Here is a 17,353-nt window from a genome sequence, read left to right on the forward strand (position 1 = left end):
CCCGCTACTTCTTGCCCTGTCCGAAGTCGAGATTGTTGAGGTCAAAGTCCTCCATACCTTCTGGCAGCTGATTACCCATCTGCTTCTGCAGCTTCTGCAGTTCAGCCATGCTAGGCATACCCGGCATGCCCTGCATACCTGGCATTCCAGGCATACCGGGCATCCCGCCACCGCGCATTGCCTTCGGCGGCGTTGGACCACGGTTAGCGCCCTTGCGCTTATTCTTGCCCTTGCCCTTTCGACCACGCTTGGCCTTGCGGTTCGATGGGCGACCACCGCCCATACCAAATCGGCCGGCCATCTGCGCCATCATCTTCCGCGCCTCATTGAAACGCTCGATGAGCTGGTTAACCTCTGAAACGGACACACCGGAACCGTTGGCGATACGACGACGTCGTGAAGCATTCAGAATCTTCGGATTCTCGCGCTCTTCCGGAGTCATACCGCGGATAATCGCCTCGATGCGGTCAAGCTGCTTTTCGTCGACCATTTCCGCGGCCTTGGACATTTCCGCGCCGCCGGGGAGCATCTTGAGGATGTTGCCGATTGGGCCCATCTTGCGGACCATCATCATCTGCTCGAGGAAGTCCTCGAGAGTCAGCTCACCGGAACCAATCTTCTGGGCGGACTTGGCAGCCTGCTCATGATCGATTTCCTTGGAAGCGACCTCAACCAACGTCTTTAGGTCACCCATCCCCAGGATGCGGCTGGCCATACGGTCTGGGTGGAAGACGTCAAAGTCCTCCAACTTCTCGCCCGTGGAGGCGAACAGAATCGGCTTACCGGTGACCTCACGGATAGACAGTGCAGCGCCACCGCGCGCGTCGCCATCGAGCTTGGTCAGTACAACGCCGGTGAAGTCAACGCCGTCTCGGAAGGCCTTGGCGGTCTCTACCGCGTCCTGACCAATCATGGAGTCGATGACAAACAGAACTTCATGCGGGTTGATGGCATCGCGAATGTCGCGGGCCTGCTTCATCAGAACCTCATCGATACCCAGGCGACCTGCGGTATCGATAATCACCACATCGTGGCGATGCTGGCGAGCATAAGCGAGGCCACGGAACGCGGCGTCAACTGGATTGTCCTCGCTGGTGCCCATTTCATGGGTGGAATCGAGGCTGGTGCCCGGGAACGGTGCGAAGCACGGCACGCCTGCACGCTCAGCGACAATTTCCAGCTGCTGCACCGCGCCCGGACGCTGCAGGTCACAGGCGACGAGGACCGGGGTGTGCCCCTGATCCGTGAGGTACCTGGCCAATTTACCGGCCAAGGTGGTCTTACCAGCGCCCTGCAGACCGGCCAGCATGATGACCGTTGGTGGCTGCTTCGACATATTCAGCCGTCGAGTCTCGCCACCGAGGATGTTAATCAGTTCCTCATTGACGACCTCAATAATCTGGTTTGCCGGGTTGACAGTCTGGCTGCCAATAATTTCGTTAGCGCGTTCCTTGATGCGCTTGATGAAGGTACGGACAACCTCGAGGGAGACATCGGCTTCCAGAAGAGCCAGCCGAATCTCGCGGGCGGTGGCGTTAATATCCGCCTCAGTCAGGCGGCCCTTCCCGCCCAGCCCCCGCAGGGCACCCGTCAAACGATCGGAAAGAGACTCAAACAAGTTTCCAGCTCCCCTTTTGCCTTGTTTTTTCTTAACTGTTCTACCGTACCCGCTGGATACTCCATTTGGCACATATCTACAGCTTCGCCTATCGACAACGATTGCAGCCCACCCACCCTAAATGCCCCGATTCGGGTGTAAACAATAGGAAGTAAAAAATAGCAATAGGATGAAGCTCTTTTATTCTCAAGGACGTTAGATTACTGTTCGTTATTTTAACGTGACAATTAAACGAGCCTCCAGATATGAATGCCCTACTACATAAAGAACGTTTATCCAACCCAGCTACCACCAGCTAGGTAACAGAAAGATAACGCCAGTGGCTAGCTTTTACTAAGGGCACCCTTAGTGAGAACCTCCCCCGGAATGGTGTAAGCCAAATAACAAACCGGCGGCATTGCAGCAGGTCAAAGCACGCCACTGCGCACCTGATGTTATTCCTATAACTACCTCCAATACGATTCATATATCAACCAGTTTATGGTTAATCATGAACCTAGTTAACCGCAGTTGGCCTGGTTTTATTTTCCGCCGTGCACGACGAGGGATGAACGGCGAAATCATATTCATTGGTCTCTGACCGTTTGACTCCTTGAGAGGTTTTCATGAAAAAGTTCACCACGGCTATCGCCGCCGCTGCCTTCTCCGCCAGCATGATTGCAAGCGCAGGCACCGCTACTGCACAGATTCCGGACTCAATGCCGACCGAGTGCCCCGCCGGCCAGCACTTTGAGAACGTCGGAGGCACTTTCCAGTGCGTCGCAGACCAGCCTGAGCAGGATTCCACTGACGGAATTCCGGCCCCAATGCCTGACAAGTGCCCAGACGGCCAGCACTTTGAGAACGTCGGCGGAACCTTCCAGTGCGTCGCGGACCAGGAAGCCCCTAAGCCCGAAACACCGGGCGACAATGAGTCCCAGCCGGGCGACCTGGGAAACCCAGGCATTTCTGATAAGCAGTGCCCGGAGGGCGAGCACTTCGACATGAGCAAGCCAGTCCCAGGCAACCCGAACGTCTTCGGTGTCTGCGTCAAGGACGAGGCGAAGCCGGACACTGACAAACCAGGCACGGACAAGCCGGACGCTGACAAGCCAGGCAAGGACGACGAGAAGCCGGGTAAGGACGGCAAGGACGGTAAGCCAGGCAAGGACGGCAAGGACGGTAAGCCAGGTAAGGACGGCAAGGACGGTAAGCCAGGTAAGGACGGCAAGGATGTCAAGGTAAACGTTGACATCAAGATCTCTGCTGAGTGCAAGAACGAAAACAAGTGCACGAAGGAAGAGAAGAAGGCCAAGGAAAAGGCCGAGATGAAGGCTTCCGAGTCCAAGAAGACGACCTCTTCCGAGAACGTAAAGAAGGTTTCGGACTCCAAGAAGTCTGAGCAGAATACCTCTGAGTCCAAGAAGGCTTCTTCGACTCAGAGCACTGGCCTGGCAGCCACCGGCGTTGACGCCACCACCCTGGGTGGAGCCGCTCTGGTTCTCCTGGTCGGCGGTGTCGCCGCTACCCGCATCGCCCGCAAGAACCGCTAAGAAGCTTAGGGTTCTACCCCGGTAACGAAATATAAAATGCTCCTGATGCCTATTTAGCATCGGGAGCATTTTTGTGCGCCATACCTCCGAAAAGTCATAACTCCCATAGCTCGAAGCATAAACCCCACAGGCACCGATTTTTTACCGAACCTCTACGCCCCATCCGCCTTTCACCACCCGACACGATCAGGTACCACGCTTCGCTAGCGAAGACAGGAAAATCTCCTGCTGAGTAAACAGTGGCGAGTTCTAAAGATGCTCCAACCACAACGGGTGTACACACTCAGCGTTGTAAATATAAGTTCCTACTTCCCCTTGCTGGGGTTTGGACAAGTCAACAATTTCTCTTTACCCCCTCCCCAAACCCATACCACCAAAGACTGTAATTAGTTATTAGAATCAAAAGTGTGAACAGTGTTCCCCCTTAAGTCCTTTGATTGCAGGGCTTTCCTATAGACATTGTGAGGTTTCCAAATGAAGAAGCTCTCTTCGACCATGGTGGCCGCTGCCGCTTCAGCCGGCATGCTCATCGGCGTTGGCGCTGCCACCGCACAGATTCCTGACCCCGCCCCGTCGGAATGCCCCGCCGGTCAACATTTTGAAAATGTTGACGGTACTTTCCAGTGTGTAGATGACTCTGCAAATCCGGATCCAGGAGGTTCATCTAACGATGGTATCCCACCGGGCGTTGAGGACACCCAGACCTGTCCCGACGGTTCCCCGCGTGACATGAGCAAGATTGACCCGGCAACCGGGGCTTACGGTGCTTGTGGCACTTCAGATGATTCCGGCCCAACTCCGGAGCCTGATGAAGATGCCCCAGAAAATGACGGAATTCCGCCGGGAGTCGATGACACCGCAACGTGCCCCGACGGTTCCCCGCGTGATATGAGCAAGATCGACCCGGCAACCGGAGTCTACGGCTACTGTCCGACCTCCGATGACGAAACTCCGGGCGACGATGAGAACCCAGGCGATGACACTCCGGGCGACGATGAAAACCCAGGTGACGAACAGCCCGGGGAGGACGAGAATCCTGGGGAGGAAAATCCAGGCGACAAGCCCGACACCCCTAAGAATGACGGTAAGCAAACCGGGACCAAGAACACTGGTCTAGCAGTCACTGGTGTTCAGGCGACTGCCCTCGGCGGTGCCGCTCTTGCACTCCTGGTCGGTGGCGTGGCAGCTACCCGCCTCGCACGCAAGAATTCAAAGGATTCCTAGCACAACTCTCCGCTAGATTCCTAGCACCTCAACACTAAAGGCCCCGGAGCCCCGCGTATCCTCTACAGAAATCTACGCGGTGGCTCCGAGGCCTTTATTTTTGCCGGGGGCAACGGGCGACGCTGTACTCACCAATCGATGGAAAATTCACTCATCGATGTTAGTTACTATTTGCGGCCGCCGAGCAGTGCGTCTACGAAGCTCTCCGGCTCAAACGGCGCCAGGTGGTCAGCACCTTCACCAAGGCCAACCAACTTCACCGGCACACCGAGCTCGTTTTGCACCTGGAATACAATGCCGCCCTTCGCGGTACCGTCCAGCTTGGTCAGGGCAACGCCGGTGATGTCTACTACATCCCGGAACGTACGAGCTTGCAGTAGACCATTTTGGCCAACCGTCGCGTCCAAAACCAGGATGACTTCGTCAACCTGAGCCTTCTTCTCCACCACGCGCTTAATCTTGTCCAGTTGGTCCATCAGACCGACCTTGGTGTGCAGGCGGCCGGCGGTGTCGATGAGCACCACATCAGCGCCGGACTCGATACCGTGAGCAACTGCCTCAAATGCAATAGAAGCAGGATCGGCGCCTTCAGCGCCGCGAACGGTCTCCGCGCCAACGCGTCGCCCCCAGGTTTCCAGCTGGTCGGCTGCAGCAGCACGGAAGGTATCCGCTGCGCCGAGAACAACACGGTGGCCACCGGCGACCAGTACACGAGCCAGCTTGCCCGTCGTCGTGGTCTTACCTGTGCCGTTGACACCGACTACCAGAATCACTGCGGGCTTGCCCTCGTGCGGAAGTGCGCGGATGGAGCGGTCCATCTCAGGCTTGCACTCCTCAATCAACACCTCACGCAGCAGGGCGCGCACTTGCTCTTCCGTGCTCACCTTCTGGCTGGCAATACGCTCGCGCAGCTTATCGACGACACGCTGCGTCGCAGCCGCACCGAGGTCAGCCATAACCAGGATGTCTTCAACCTCTTCCCACGCGTCCTCATCAAGGTCACCCGCGCCCAAGATGCCGAGCACAGACTGGCCAATTGCATTCTGCGACCGTGACAGACGACCGCGCAGGCGGCCCAGACGTCCCTCAGCCGGGTCGATGGAGTCAATCTGCTGTTCTGCTTCTGGCTCTGGCGTCGGCTCCGGCGCAGCTTCCGGCTCCGGCTCTGGCGTCGGTTCTGGTTCGGGCTCTGGTTGTGGTTCCGGCTCGGGCTCTGATTCCTCTTCCCCGGCCGTTGGCAAATCGATTGGGATTTCCCGCATTACGCGGTCATAATCCCCCTCCATTTCGGTGGGGTTATCCGGAATAACCAGTCGACCTTCTGGTTTCAGCAGTGAACCGTCCGGCTGATCGGCAGGTATATCAGCCTGCTTTTCCTCTGGCTCCGGGGCCTGCTTTTCAATCGGCTTTTCCGCCGGTTTCGACATCGGTTTTTCAACCGGCTGCTTCTCGCGGGTATCAGTCCCACCACCGGCCGGAGCGAAGTTAAAACCACTAGTGGCCTGGTAATTTCCAGACTTCTCCTGCTGGGTGAGTTCCTTAGTATCTTCCTTCGCAAAGGAAATGCGCTGGTTCTTCCTGCGGACATAGCCCACAACAAAGAGCAGCGCGATAATAACGACAATCGCGACGACAAGGAGTATCCACTGAGTTGGAGTCATAACTCTCATTATGCAGTATCAACGACTCTTCCTCACTTACTCCGCGCTTACTCCGCTCCTGTCGACGGAGTTGCGGATGCCGGTGACATTCGCTGCGAGATTACTCGAGTCACACCATCGCCCCGCATGGTCACGCCGTAGAGCACATTCGCAACGTCCATTGTTGGCTTCTGGTGCGTAATGACAATCAGCTGACTGGTCGCGCGGAGTTCCTCGAGCAGCGCAATAAGGCGACGCAGGTTAACGTCGTCAAGCGCGGCTTCCACCTCGTCGAGTACGTAAAAGGGACTCGGGCGCGCGCGGAAAATAGCGACGAGCATTGCCAGCGCCGTCAGCGACTTCTCGCCGCCGGAGAGCAACGACAGCCGCTTAACCTTTTTGCCCGGCGGGCGGGCTTCAACCTCGATACCTGTCGTGAGCAGGTTGTCCGGCTCGGTGAGAACCAGTCGTCCGTCGCCGCCCGGGAAAAGCGTTTGAAAAACTGCGGGGAATTCTGCCTCGACATCGTTCCACGCGTCTGTGAAGAGCTGCAGGATCGTGGCATCGACTTCCTCGACAACATCGGTGAGGTCCTGGCGGGCCTTGAGGACATCATCGAGCTGCGTGGATAGGAAAGAGTAGCGCTCCTCCATCGCCTTATACTCCTCCAGCGCCAACGGGTTGACGCGGCCGAGCACACGCAGATCCTTCTCCGCCTGTTTGAGCTGCTTCGTCACGGCTGCGCGGTCGAAGTTCTCATCAGGAGCAAATTCCGCGAGCAGGTCATCGACAGACAGCCCCAACTGGTCGACGATGCGCTCTGCAGCCTCGGTCACGCGGACCTGCGCCTGCGCACGGGCGATGTCGCCCTGGTGCGCGGAATCCGTTAGCTGTGCCAGCTCACGTTGCGCCGTATTTGCCTCCGTCCGGGCCGCTGATAGTGCCTGCGACACCGTCTTCTTCTGCGCCTCGGCATCGTCGCGATCGGCCTCTGCCCGCGCCAACGACACGCTGACCTTCGCATGCAAATCCTCAGCCAGCTCCGCGACGACTTCTGCCAATTCGCGCTGGGCAACCTTCGCCATCTGCGCCTGCTCATGGCGGGCCTTCGCTACGCGCTCCGATGCAGCCTGGCGACGGAGCCGCTCGGCCTTGCCTCGTACACTCGACAGTCGCTCCTCTGCCGTACGCAGCGACAGACGCGCCTCTGTTTCCATGGCGCGCACAGCCGTCAGCGCCTCCGAGGCACGGTCACGTTCGCTTGTCGACGGTTCCCCCTCCTCGGGGTCACGGTCAACGCGAGCTAAGCGGTCTGCGACCTCCGCCAACTCCTTCTGGAGCTTCGTTACTCGGTCCGCGGCTTCGGCTCCGCGCTGCTCAGCGCGTTCGGCATCATGCACCACGCCGGACAGCTGCGCTGTGGCCCGAGTTCGGGCATCCGTGAGGACCTTCATACGACTCTGATGTTCACGCAGCGCAGCACGGGCGGCCGCCGCGTCCGTGCGGCGGTCCTCTTCTTCGGCCTGTGCACCGGAGAGCACACCACCGAGGTCACTCAAACGCACCTGTGCTTCTGCTAGTTCTTCGCGAGTCTTAGCAATGTCGGCGGCGATTTCCACACCTGATGCAGTGCCACCAGCACCGCCAGCTACCCAACCGGAGCCACGCAGCACACCATCGCGGTCAACAACGCGCAGTCGAGTATCCCGGGTCACCAGCTCACGGGCGACCTGTTCGTCGTCGCAGGCCACGATGTCAACGAGCAGAGAGGTCAACGAACCTGAAAGCTCCGCGGGCACTGTCACATGATCGAGCAGCCAGGATGCCTGTGCGGGTAGAGTGATGTCCAAGCGCCAGGAGTCGGATGCATCCGCAGAATTGATAACGACGGCACTACCCTTGCCCGCGGCCACAAGCTCGTCGATAAGCGAATCTCCACTGCCCTCGCTGACCAGTGCTTCGGCGGCCGCGCCGAGGGCGGCAGTGAGCGCTTTTTCCCAGCCAGCGTCGACATCGATGACTTCAGAGAGAACGCCGAGCTCGTGCTTTTCACGTAGCCACGCGGTGCCGTCGTTGGCAGCGGCGGTGCGGGCGGTCTCCAGAGCTTCGATGCGGGCGGAAAGACCTGAGACGCTGCGCTCGAGGTCGCGCTCGTCAGCGCGGAGTTCTTTCAACCGTGTAGAGGCCAGCTCTGCTTCCCGGTTGGCCTGTTCATAAGCACTCTGCAGCTCGGGACCTTCGAATTCTGCCTCGGCTAGCTCCTGCGCGGCGTTTTCCACAGCTTCAGTGGCATCGGCACGGCGTTCGTCGGCCTCATTGGTTTGCTCGGCAAGGCGTGCAGCTTCGGCCTCGGCGGCTTCCAATCGGGTGCGCAGAGATTCTTCTGCGGAAATGAGACGAACCACGCCTTCGCGACGGTCGGCGATTGCGCGAACGGCCGCGAGGTGCTCCGCTTCGGCTTCGCGGAAAGTCTCCTCGGCGTCGAAGAGCGTTCCGCGGATTTCCTCCAGTTTTTCACGGGCCTCTGCCTCAGCCTCAGCGAGCGTGGCCTCTTCGGTGGCGGCATCGTCGGCACGCTGCTCCAGGAAGTCCGGGTCTGGGCCTACCCACGGAGCGACGGAGTGGTCGGCCGCACGATCGGCGGCGATGCGGGCCGTCGCTTGAATACGCTCACCGAGTGCGGAGAGACGGAACCAAAGGTCACGGGCAGCATCGGCAGCTGGAGTGATGTCCTCCAGTTCGGCTTCGAGTTCTGCAGTGCGCTCAGCGGCAATCTCGGCTCGCTCCGTGGCGGCCTCCACCTTTTCCTCAATGAGCTTGGCTTGACCAGCAATGTCATTGAGGCTGTCCTGCAAATCCACGAAGTCCGCGGCAGCCAAACGCAACTTGGCGTCGCGCAGGTCTGCCTGCACAGTCTGGGCGCGAGAGGCGGCCTCAGCCTGACGCTTCAGCGGTTTGAGCTGACGGGAAAGCTCACCTGTCAGATCCTGCAGACGGTCGAGGTTAGCCTGCATCGACTGGAGTTTGCGCTGCGCTTTCTCCTTGCGGCGGCGGTGCTTGAGCACACCCGCTGCTTCTTCGATAAACGCACGACGCTCCTCTGGCCGCGACTCCAGAATCTGCGAAAGCCGGCCCTGGCCGACGATGATGTGCATCTCGCGGCCAATGCCGGTGTCGCTGAGGAGTTCCTGTACGTCCATGAGGCGGACGCGAGAACCGTTGATTTCGTACTCACTTGCGCCGTCGCGGTACATGCGACGCGTGACAGAGACTTCCTTATATTGAATGGGAAGTGCCCCATCGGAATTGTCGATGGTAAGAGTGACCTCCGCGCGCCCCAAGGGCTTTCGCCCGGAGGTTCCCGCGAAGATGACATCTTCCATTTTGCCGCCGCGAAGGGTCTTGGCGGAGTGCTCGCCCATGACCCACGCGAGTGCATCGACGACATTCGACTTTCCGGATCCGTTCGGGCCGACAACTGCGCAGATGCCGGGCTCAAATTTCATCGTCGTCGCCGAAGCGAAGGATTTAAAGCCCTTCAGAGTCAGCGATTTCAAATACATGGAGCAATATCTTACCCGTAGTTACGGTTTGGAGCTGAATTACCCCAAGCACGCCCCCTGTTACACAAAATTGTTTACACGGCGTTGTTTACACAGCCGCCTGCTTGGCTGACGTGTAGGCCGACTCACCATGCTGAGCGACGTCGATACCAGAATGTTCCTGCTCGCCGTGGATACGCCAACCGACGGTTACCTTCAGGACTCGGGCAATGATGTACGTCAGCACGCCCGAGAACACAGCTGCGATGACAGCAATAATGATCTGGATGGCAAACAACTTCAGGCCGTCGATGCCACCGCCGGTAAGCAGCCCTCGGTCGTTGGCCAGCAGACCGACACCAATCGTTCCCCACATAGCTGCGACCAAATGCAGACCAACCACATCCAGGGTGTCATCGAAGTTGAATTTGTACTTTAAGCCCACTCCCCAGCAACCCAGCGCACCGCCGATATAGCCCAGAATGATCGAGGTCACTGGGTTCATATCTCCTGCGGCCGGAGTAATAGTCACAAGCCCTGCGATGACACCCGAAGCGGCGCCCAGCGAGGTGGGATGTCCATCACGAATACGCTCGAGTGAAATCCAGCCGAGCATACCCACGCACGCTGCCACCGTCGTATTCAGCCATGCCAGACCAGCGACACCGTCGGCCGCAAATGCCGAACCGCCGTTGAAGCCGAACCAGCCGAACCACAGCAGTGCAGCACCCAGCATGACGAGTGGCAGATTGTGCGGGCGATGCTGGCTGCCATCGATGGACTTGCGCTTACCGACGATAATCGCCAGCACCAAAGCGGCAGTACCAGCAGCAATGTGCACAACCGTACCGCCAGCGAAGTCAATTGGAGCGATCAATGCTTCACCGTCAGCGGTACCGAACAGCTTTGCCGACAGCCCCTCTGCCGAGTGGCTCAGCAGGCCACCGCCCCAGACCATGAAGGCCATTGGGAAGTACACCAGCGTCGTCCAGAAGCCGACGAAGATCAACCAGGTGGAGAACTTCACACGTTCAGCCAGCGCACCGGAAATCAGCGCCACCGAGATAGAGCAGAACGTGAGCTGGAACCCGATGTCGATGATGTTCGGGTACCCGTTCGCACCTGCGATGTAGTTGCCGTCACCATCCGTAATCGAGTTACGCAGACCGAAGAACTCGAATGGGTTGGCAAAAACACCACCGATCGACTGCGATCCGTAGGACATCGACCAGCCCCACAGCACGTAAATGGCACCGACAACGCCGACCGCACCAAAACTCATCATCATCATGTTGAGCACCGACTTCTGTCGCGACATGCCGCCATAGAACAGCGCGAGCGCCGGTGTCATCAGCAAAACCAACGAAGCCGAAATCAGCATCCACGCTGAGTTTCCCGACTGTGCAATTACTTCTTCAGGCGTCATATGTGCCTCCCCTGTCTGTCAGTAGGTAGTTATTAACTTAAACCACCCGACTTCCGTATTTACGTATTCTTTTTCTCACTTGCGTAGTTGTTCAGCGCTCTAAGACCTCTTCAGCGTCCCAATCGACTACCTCAAGACACGAAAAATCCCCCGCTAACTGCGTAAAAACAATGGCGCAGAGCGAGGGATAGAACGTTTTCGAATTTTTCGGATTCCTACACCGACATGGGGGGGGAGGAAGGCAGTTGGCACCCCTTAACGACGGTCAAACGTGCTCAATGCACCCTTCGGTTCCTGCCATAACGGCACCACTGCCGTCACATCGCCCGGAGTATTCGGCCCCTCAAGCCAAGCGAGCAAACTCTCACAGTCTGCCCGTGGCCCTTCAGCAACAACTAACACCCGACCATCCGGGTAGTTCTGGGCATAACCAACCAACCCCAACTCCAGAGCCGTCGCGCGGGTGTACCAGCGAAAACCGACACCTTGAACACGACCGTGTACCCACGCGGTGAGGCGGACGTCGTTAAGCGACATCGGACTCACGCACTGTCATCGGGTCGGAACCGTCCCAGCACTCGATCTTGTCGTGGCCGCGGAGGTTTGGCAGATCATCGCGGTGGAATACCGGATTGAGCCCCTTGGACTTCTGCTCGGAGTAGTTCTTCAGCAGGGCGACAGCGACGCCACCCAGCGGGAGAATGGCAATGATGTTTATGGTGGCCATGAGGGCGGAGAAAGTATCTGCAAGCGACCAGACGAGCGGCACGGAACCGACAGCTCCGCCAATAACGCACAGGATGACCAGGACGCGCACGGTATTCAGGACAGCCTTGCTCTTAGACAGGAACGGGATATTTGCTTCGGCGTAGTAGTAGTTGCCCACCAGCGAGGAGAACGCAAGGAAGAAAATGATAACCGTAACCGCGTGGATAGCCCACGTACCCACCTGCGCTGACAGCGCGGTCTGAGTCAGCGCGGTGCCCTCTACATCGCCGCCGAAAGTCGGGTCGGACAGCAGGATGATAACCGCGGTGATGGTACAGACGACCCAGGTATCGAAGTAGACGCCCATGGTCTGAATGAGGCCCTGCTTGACCGGGTGCGACACCGATGCCGTCGCCGCCGCATTCGGAGTGGAACCCATACCGGCTTCATTGGAGAACAGACCGCGGCGAATACCCTGCATCATGGCGGTACCGACGGCAGCACCAGCAATCTCACGGATACCGAAGGCGTGCTCAAAAATCAGCTTGATCATGCCCGGCACCTCGGTGATGTTGAGAGCCAAGACAATCAGGCCGAGGATAATGTAGGCCACGGCCATAATCGGCACGACAATCTGCGTCACCGCCGAAATACGCTGCACACCACCGAAGATGATGACACCAGCCAAGATTGCCAGCACGATACCGACACAGAACTTAAAGATCGGTGTCTCCTGCCCGGTCGACTGAGCCACAGCCGCCGTAATCGAGTTGGACTGCACCGCGTTGAACACGAAACCGTAGGTCACCGTGATAGCGATGACGAACAGCGAGGCCATCCAGCGCCAGTTCTCCCCTAGCCCCTTGGTGATGTAGTAGGCCGGGCCGCCTCGGTAAGAGTCCTTATCCCGCACCTTGTACAGCTGTGCCAGCGTAGACTCCACGAAGCTGGTTGCGCCACCAATCGCGGCGAGCAGCCACATCCAAAACACCGCGCCAGGGCCACCGGTGGTGATCGCCACCGCCACACCTGCGACGTTTCCGGTACCCACGCGTGAGGCTGCCGAAATTGTAAAGGCCTTAAAGGCCGAGATGCCCTTGACGCCCTCAGAAATATCAGAGGGCTTTTCAGTGATGGCCCTGAACATCTCCGGGATGTACCGGATCTGCACCATGATGGTCCGCCAACAGAAGTACAAACCTGTACCAATCAGCAGAACAATCATGAGCAGCCAGTACTTGTCATTCCAAGCATTTACCCAGTCGGTTGCTTGCTCCATGAAACTCATAAGGAAATTCTAGCGCTGACAGGTGGGACACAGATAACTCGATCTATTCCCAAATGGCAGACGGACAATTGCGCGCCCACACCTCGGGCACGGCTCCCCCGCTTGTCCATAGGCGTTCAAGCTCCGCTCAAAATAGCCGCTTTCGCCGTTGACATGCACATATAACGCATCGAAGCTCGTGCCGCCGGCCGCTAGCGCCCGTTCGAGCACGGATTGTCCCTCGCGCAAAAGCTTCGCTAAACGACGGACCGAAAGGTCACACGCCGGCACGCGACCATCGACCTTCGCCGCCCAAAGCATTTCGTCGGCATAGATGTTGCCGATACCCGACACAATGTTCTGGTTGAGCAATACGGCCTTGATCGGTGAACGCGACTTCATCATGCGGTGTGCAAGTGCAACCACATCGACGGTGGGCTCCAATAGATCGGGCGCGATCTTGGCTGCGGGTTCCGGAACCACGCGTCCATGGGATTCGACCATTTCACAGGCCCAGACCCAACCAAAGGTGCGCTGATCGTTGAAGTTGATTAGGTGCCGAGCGCCGTCCGGCAGGGCGATGTCGAAAGCGGCTCGGGTGTGACGGCCAGGCAGCGTATCGGGAGTGTACGGAGCTTCCACGCGCAATTGGCCGCTCATGCCCAGGTGGATGGCGATTGCGGAGTCGTCGTCAAGCGTGAGCCACATGAACTTGCCACGACGATCCGTAGCGACAACCGTCCGCCCGCGCGTACGACCGGTAAACTCTGCGGCACCACCGGGTTGGCGCCGCACGGCACGAGCGTTGTAGACGAAGGAATCGTCGATGCGGCCACCGACGACGTAAGTGTCGAGACCGCGGCGTACGGACTCGACTTCAGGAAGCTCGGGCATTATGCCAGTGCAGTATGTGCCTGATGCGCGGCGTGCATCTCGGCTTCCTTCTTCGTGGCGCCGGTACCGCTGCCCTTAACCACGCCGTCAACCAGCACGTCGACGTAGAAAGTTAGGTCATGGTCGGGGCCGGTGGTGCGCACAGTGTACTCGGCAGCCGGTAGTTGCTTGGCCGCCAGGCGCTCCTGCAACAGCGTCTTCCAGTCCCGACCGCGAGACTCCGTCGGGGCATCGTCAATCATCTGGTTGAACAGGCGAAGCACGGTCTCGCGGGCAACCTCGAAGCCATGCTGCAGGTAAATAGCACCCAGCAGCGCCTCGGTGGTGTCCGCGAGAATCGAGTGCTTATCCGCGCCACCGGTGGCCTTCTCACCGCGGCCGAGGAGAATGTGCTCTCCCAGCCCGATACTGCGGGCCAGGTCAGCCAGCGCGTACATGTTCACGACACCTGCGCGCATCTTGGAAATATCCTGCTCAGCGCGGTCCGGGAAGCGACGGTAGAGTTCTTCAGCAACGCACATGCCCAGCACGGCGTCGCCCAGGAACTCTAGCCGCTCGTTATTGGTCAGCATGCCATTTTCATTCGCGAAACTGCGGTGGGTCAAAGCGAGCTTCAGGGACTCCTCTGATAGCTCAACACCGAGTTTTTCCAGCAGCGGGGCGTGATCGACGGCCTCGAAAGCCGCCTTTCTAGCCGCCTCACCGGTTAGCCGACGCTTGCGGCTCATCCGTTATATCTCCTTTAAAGTCTTCGTCTAAGTCGTCGTCGATTACTTCTCGTCGCCGAGCGAGCCAAACTTTTCCGCCAGGCCAGCCCAACGCGGATCAATGCGCTCCTCTTCACCCGAGATGCCGTCTGGCTCCGGCACTTCTGAGTCCGACTCAGCACAGCTGGAATCGAAATCCAGACAGGTCGGATTGAAGGGCAGATTCAAGCCCGCCTCATCGATGACGGCTTGAGTGATATCCACCGTATTGTCGACGATCTGGCCAACTTCGTCCTCAAGGTCTTCTTCCTCGGCATCGTCGCCTGTGATGAAGTCCTCGTTGTTGGAAAAGACAGCCGAAATGTGGAAGCTGAGCTCCGGATTCAGCGGGGCTAGGCAGCGGACACACTCGCCGGTGGCCTTGGCAGTCACAGTCGCGTCAACCATGACACCACTGCCGAGGTTCGTGACAATGCCGTCAACGACAACCTCCTCGCCAGCGGCGATGCCAATCATCTCGACACCAACGCGGACGGGGCTATCGCCTACCTTGCGGAACTGCTCGGGCATGCCGCCCTGCAGACATGTCGAAACGTCCAGAACAAATGGGGATGAGTCAGTCATGATAGACCTCAGTCTACCCCGAAGATGCGCTAACGCTCGTACCGGCGGCGTTCCTGCCCCTCGGAGAAGGAAGACGGCGCGCTCTGTGCCCCTGCACCACCGCCGACGGCACCGGCCCCCGAACGCAGTACCGAGCGATTGCGACCGACATTACGCAGGGTCTCCTGGAGAGTCTGTTCAAACTCGGCGAGCTTGGAATCAACGTAGCGGTCACACTCTTCACGGAGGCGAGAGGAATCCGCGTGTGCGTCGGAAAGCAGACGATTCGCCTCGTCGTTGGCTTCGCGGACGACCGTTGACTCAGCGACCAGGCGAGCCTGCTCCTCGCGGCCTTCCGCAACGGAACGCTCGTAGGATTCGTTACCAGCGTGAATCAGGCGATCGGACTCGGCAGAAGCACGATCCACAATGCTGTCGTACTCGTGCTGAGCATCCTCGCGGAGGCGACGGGCGTCGTCCTCAGCGGCCGCGACGGTGCCAGCTGCGTGGGCATTGGCATCCTCGACGGTGTGGTTAGCGCGGGCCTCGGCCTCGTCGACAATGCGATGGGCTTCTTCATCCGCAGTCGAAATGGTGTTGTTCGCCCGGGCTTCAGCATCGTTGATAATCTCATCCCGCTGGTCCAAGACATCCTGCGCGTCATCGAGCTCAGCCGGGAAAGCATCCCTCAGCTCATCGAGCAACTCGAGAACACGCTGACGCGGAACCATACAATTGGCCGACAGTGGCACGCCGTGTGCCTCTTCTAGGATCTGGACCAGTTCATCAAGAGATTCGAAGACGCGAAACATGACTTACATGCTACTTCAGTCGGCGCTGCAGGGCGTGCAAGACAGGCTCAGGAACTAGCCCTTCCACCGAACCGCCGTAGCGAACAACTTCCTTCATCAGTGTCGACGACACATGACCGTACTTCGGATCAGCTTCCACAAAGAGAGTCTCAATGCCCGTCATGCGCCGATTCATCTGCGCCATGGGAGCCTCGTACTCGTAGTCCGCCGCCGAGCGCAGCCCCTTGACCAGGCAGGAGATGCCCTGCGCGGAGGTGTAGTCAACCAACAGCTTCGACCAGGAGTCCACCTGCACATTGTCCAAGTGCTGCGTGCACTGCCGAATGAGGTCCATGCGCTCTTCGACATTGAACATGCCCTGCTTATTCGGGTTGTGGGTAACCAGCACGGTCACCTGATCGAATTGGCGCGCGGCACGCTCAATCACATCGAGGTGACCAGAGGTCATGGGATCGTAGGAACCGGGGCAGCATGCGTGAGTCATAGAGGTCAAACCACCTTTGGCCGTCGTAAAGCGTAAAGAAGAACGTTAAGCGTTGTAGATAGCGGTGTCGAAGCGCGCCAAACCGTGAATGCGACGCTTCAGCTTCTGCTGGAGCTGTTCGTAGCCCTCGGGCCACTGCGTCTCCTCGTCATCGCGGTGACGCTCCACAGTCACGACCGCGCCCGGCGCGAGGAAGCTACGCAGCGCCTCGAGCATCTCTGTAACGGCCTCCCCCACCAACTCATAGGGCGGATCCGCGATGACGCGGTCAAAAGGCTCGCCCGGCGCGCCCGCAAGGTACGACGACACTTTCATCGGAGACAGGGCCACATCGGGATGCCCCACGGTGCGAATGTTCTTTTCAATAGCGGCAATGGCGTTCGGATCGTTTTCCACCAACACGACGGAACGCGCGCCGCGAGAAGCCGCTTCCAAACCGAGCGCACCCGAGCCAGCAAACAGGTCGAGAACGCGAGTTCCCTCTAGCCCAAAGCGTGTGGACCAGGAGGAAAAGATGGCTTCCTTCGCGCGGTCACTAGTTGGCCGAGTGGTCTCTCCCTTAGGCGCGACTAGCCTACGACCGCGTGCCTCACCTGCAATAATGCGGGTCATCTACTTCCCTTCGTGCGATGTGTTCTCGTTGCCGTTGTGCTGTGCCGTGGCGCTGTGAGTTGCTGGCGTGATTCTTGCCAGCAGCTGACCGCCTTCGACATCCACAAATTGATCTGCCGCCACCTCCGCGACCGTGCCCGGGCAGGGCGCTAAAACCGGCGCTTCTAGCTTGACGGCCTCCACGACCGCAATAACCTGACCGGTCGTCACCGAGTCTTTCTCGGCGACCTCCCAGCGGACTACTCCTGCAAAAGGTGCACAGACATCTACCATGCCCAACAGTC

15 protein-coding genes are annotated in these 17,353 nt (G+C 58.8%); 2 read left to right on the forward strand and 13 right to left on the reverse strand.

From position 1 onward, the window contains the following. Positions 1 to 4: 4 nt before the first annotated feature. Positions 5 to 1,618, reverse strand: coding sequence for a signal recognition particle protein (ffh, locus tag CRD13_RS01805; RefSeq protein ID WP_048735500.1), 1,614 nt, complete (start codon positions 1,616 to 1,618; stop codon positions 5 to 7). Positions 1,619 to 2,223: 605 nt separating this feature from the next. Here ffh and CRD13_RS01810 point away from each other — a divergent pair. Together CRD13_RS01810 and CRD13_RS01815 are read left to right on the forward strand one after the other, a co-directional pair. Then, positions 2,224 to 3,150 (forward strand): hypothetical protein, encoded by a 927-nt coding sequence (locus CRD13_RS01810; protein ID WP_187401194.1) that lies wholly within the window; start codon positions 2,224 to 2,226, stop codon positions 3,148 to 3,150. Between the two features lie 474 nt (positions 3,151 to 3,624). After that, a complete protein-coding gene (locus CRD13_RS01815) occupies positions 3,625 to 4,374 on the forward strand; it encodes an intestinal mucin (protein ID WP_187401195.1) in 750 nt (249 codons plus the stop codon). 167 nt (positions 4,375 to 4,541) lie between these two features. On the opposite strand, the gene ftsY is transcribed toward CRD13_RS01815, so the two are convergent. From ftsY to CRD13_RS01875, 12 genes are all read right to left on the reverse strand, one after another. Beyond that, a complete protein-coding gene (ftsY, locus tag CRD13_RS01820) occupies positions 4,542 to 6,035 on the reverse strand; it encodes a signal recognition particle-docking protein FtsY (RefSeq protein WP_187401196.1) in 1,494 nt (497 codons plus the stop codon). A gap of 47 nt (positions 6,036 to 6,082) precedes the next feature. After that, positions 6,083 to 9,577, reverse strand: a complete 3,495-nt coding sequence (gene smc, locus CRD13_RS01825; protein ID WP_187401197.1) for a chromosome segregation protein SMC — start codon at positions 9,575 to 9,577, stop codon at positions 6,083 to 6,085. A gap of 88 nt (positions 9,578 to 9,665) precedes the next feature. After that, entirely contained in the window at positions 9,666 to 10,982 is a 1,317-nt protein-coding gene (locus CRD13_RS01830) for an ammonium transporter (protein WP_069358779.1), read from the reverse strand. A gap of 255 nt (positions 10,983 to 11,237) precedes the next feature. Beyond that, positions 11,238 to 11,519, reverse strand: coding sequence for an acylphosphatase (locus CRD13_RS01835; protein WP_069358780.1), 282 nt, complete (start codon positions 11,517 to 11,519; stop codon positions 11,238 to 11,240). Then, a complete protein-coding gene (locus CRD13_RS01840; protein WP_070827420.1) occupies positions 11,509 to 12,969 on the reverse strand; it encodes a sodium:alanine symporter family protein in 1,461 nt (486 codons plus the stop codon). The genes CRD13_RS01835 and CRD13_RS01840 overlap by 11 nt, the downstream gene beginning before the upstream one ends. A gap of 18 nt (positions 12,970 to 12,987) precedes the next feature. Continuing rightward, positions 12,988 to 13,851, reverse strand: a complete 864-nt coding sequence (mutM, locus tag CRD13_RS01845) for a bifunctional DNA-formamidopyrimidine glycosylase/DNA-(apurinic or apyrimidinic site) lyase (RefSeq protein WP_070595145.1) — start codon at positions 13,849 to 13,851, stop codon at positions 12,988 to 12,990. Next, positions 13,851 to 14,579 (reverse strand): ribonuclease III, encoded by a 729-nt coding sequence (gene rnc, locus CRD13_RS01850; RefSeq protein WP_049189534.1) that lies wholly within the window; start codon positions 14,577 to 14,579, stop codon positions 13,851 to 13,853. The genes mutM and rnc overlap by 1 nt, the downstream gene beginning before the upstream one ends. Positions 14,580 to 14,621: 42 nt before the next feature. Next, positions 14,622 to 15,182 (reverse strand): DUF177 domain-containing protein, encoded by a 561-nt coding sequence (locus CRD13_RS01855; protein ID WP_048735478.1) that lies wholly within the window; start codon positions 15,180 to 15,182, stop codon positions 14,622 to 14,624. A gap of 29 nt (positions 15,183 to 15,211) precedes the next feature. Then, positions 15,212 to 15,973 (reverse strand): DivIVA domain-containing protein, encoded by a 762-nt coding sequence (locus CRD13_RS01860; RefSeq protein ID WP_049171555.1) that lies wholly within the window; start codon positions 15,971 to 15,973, stop codon positions 15,212 to 15,214. A gap of 10 nt (positions 15,974 to 15,983) precedes the next feature. Then, positions 15,984 to 16,457 (reverse strand): pantetheine-phosphate adenylyltransferase, encoded by a 474-nt coding sequence (gene coaD / locus CRD13_RS01865; RefSeq protein WP_049189535.1) that lies wholly within the window; start codon positions 16,455 to 16,457, stop codon positions 15,984 to 15,986. Between the two features lie 45 nt (positions 16,458 to 16,502). Beyond that, on the reverse strand, positions 16,503 to 17,069 hold the full coding sequence (rsmD, locus tag CRD13_RS01870; protein ID WP_049189536.1) for a 16S rRNA (guanine(966)-N(2))-methyltransferase RsmD: 567 nt from the start codon (positions 17,067 to 17,069) through the stop codon (positions 16,503 to 16,505). Continuing rightward, a complete protein-coding gene (locus CRD13_RS01875) occupies positions 17,070 to 17,342 on the reverse strand; it encodes an acetyl-CoA carboxylase biotin carboxyl carrier protein subunit (protein WP_049171558.1) in 273 nt (90 codons plus the stop codon). It lies immediately after the preceding gene. Positions 17,343 to 17,353: the final 11 nt, after the last annotated feature.

The organism is Corynebacterium sp. LK26 (assembly GCF_014335085.1).
Classification (GTDB): domain Bacteria; phylum Actinomycetota; class Actinomycetes; order Mycobacteriales; family Mycobacteriaceae; genus Corynebacterium; species Corynebacterium jeikeium_D.

What these genes read in the sequence shown, in the direction of transcription:
- CRD13_RS01810 (WP_187401194.1), top strand. Translation starts at nt 2,224, where the DNA reads ATGAAAAAGTTCACCACGGCTATCGCCGCCGCTGCCTTCTCCGCCAGC.
- CRD13_RS01815 (WP_187401195.1), top strand. Translation starts at nt 3,625, where the DNA reads ATGAAGAAGCTCTCTTCGACCATGGTGGCCGCTGCCGCTTCAGCCGGC.
- ftsY (WP_187401196.1), bottom strand. Translation starts at nt 6,035, where the DNA reads ATGACTCCAACTCAGTGGATACTCCTTGTCGTCGCGATTGTCGTTATT.
- smc (WP_187401197.1), bottom strand. Translation starts at nt 9,577, where the DNA reads ATGTATTTGAAATCGCTGACTCTGAAGGGCTTTAAATCCTTCGCTTCG.
- CRD13_RS01830 (WP_069358779.1), bottom strand. Translation starts at nt 10,982, where the DNA reads ATGACGCCTGAAGAAGTAATTGCACAGTCGGGAAACTCAGCGTGGATG.
- CRD13_RS01835 (WP_069358780.1), bottom strand. Translation starts at nt 11,519, where the DNA reads ATGTCGCTTAACGACGTCCGCCTCACCGCGTGGGTACACGGTCGTGTT.
- CRD13_RS01840 (WP_070827420.1), bottom strand. Translation starts at nt 12,969, where the DNA reads ATGGAGCAAGCAACCGACTGGGTAAATGCTTGGAATGACAAGTACTGG.
- mutM (WP_070595145.1), bottom strand. Translation starts at nt 13,851, where the DNA reads ATGCCCGAGCTTCCTGAAGTCGAGTCCGTACGCCGCGGTCTCGACACT.
- rnc (WP_049189534.1), bottom strand. Translation starts at nt 14,579, where the DNA reads ATGAGCCGCAAGCGTCGGCTAACCGGTGAGGCGGCTAGAAAGGCGGCT.
- CRD13_RS01855 (WP_048735478.1), bottom strand. Translation starts at nt 15,182, where the DNA reads ATGACTGACTCATCCCCATTTGTTCTGGACGTTTCGACATGTCTGCAG.
- CRD13_RS01860 (WP_049171555.1), bottom strand. Translation starts at nt 15,973, where the DNA reads ATGTTTCGCGTCTTCGAATCTCTTGATGAACTGGTCCAGATCCTAGAA.
- coaD (WP_049189535.1), bottom strand. Translation starts at nt 16,457, where the DNA reads ATGACTCACGCATGCTGCCCCGGTTCCTACGATCCCATGACCTCTGGT.
- rsmD (WP_049189536.1), bottom strand. Translation starts at nt 17,069, where the DNA reads ATGACCCGCATTATTGCAGGTGAGGCACGCGGTCGTAGGCTAGTCGCG.
- CRD13_RS01875 (WP_049171558.1), bottom strand. Translation starts at nt 17,342, where the DNA reads ATGGTAGATGTCTGTGCACCTTTTGCAGGAGTAGTCCGCTGGGAGGTC.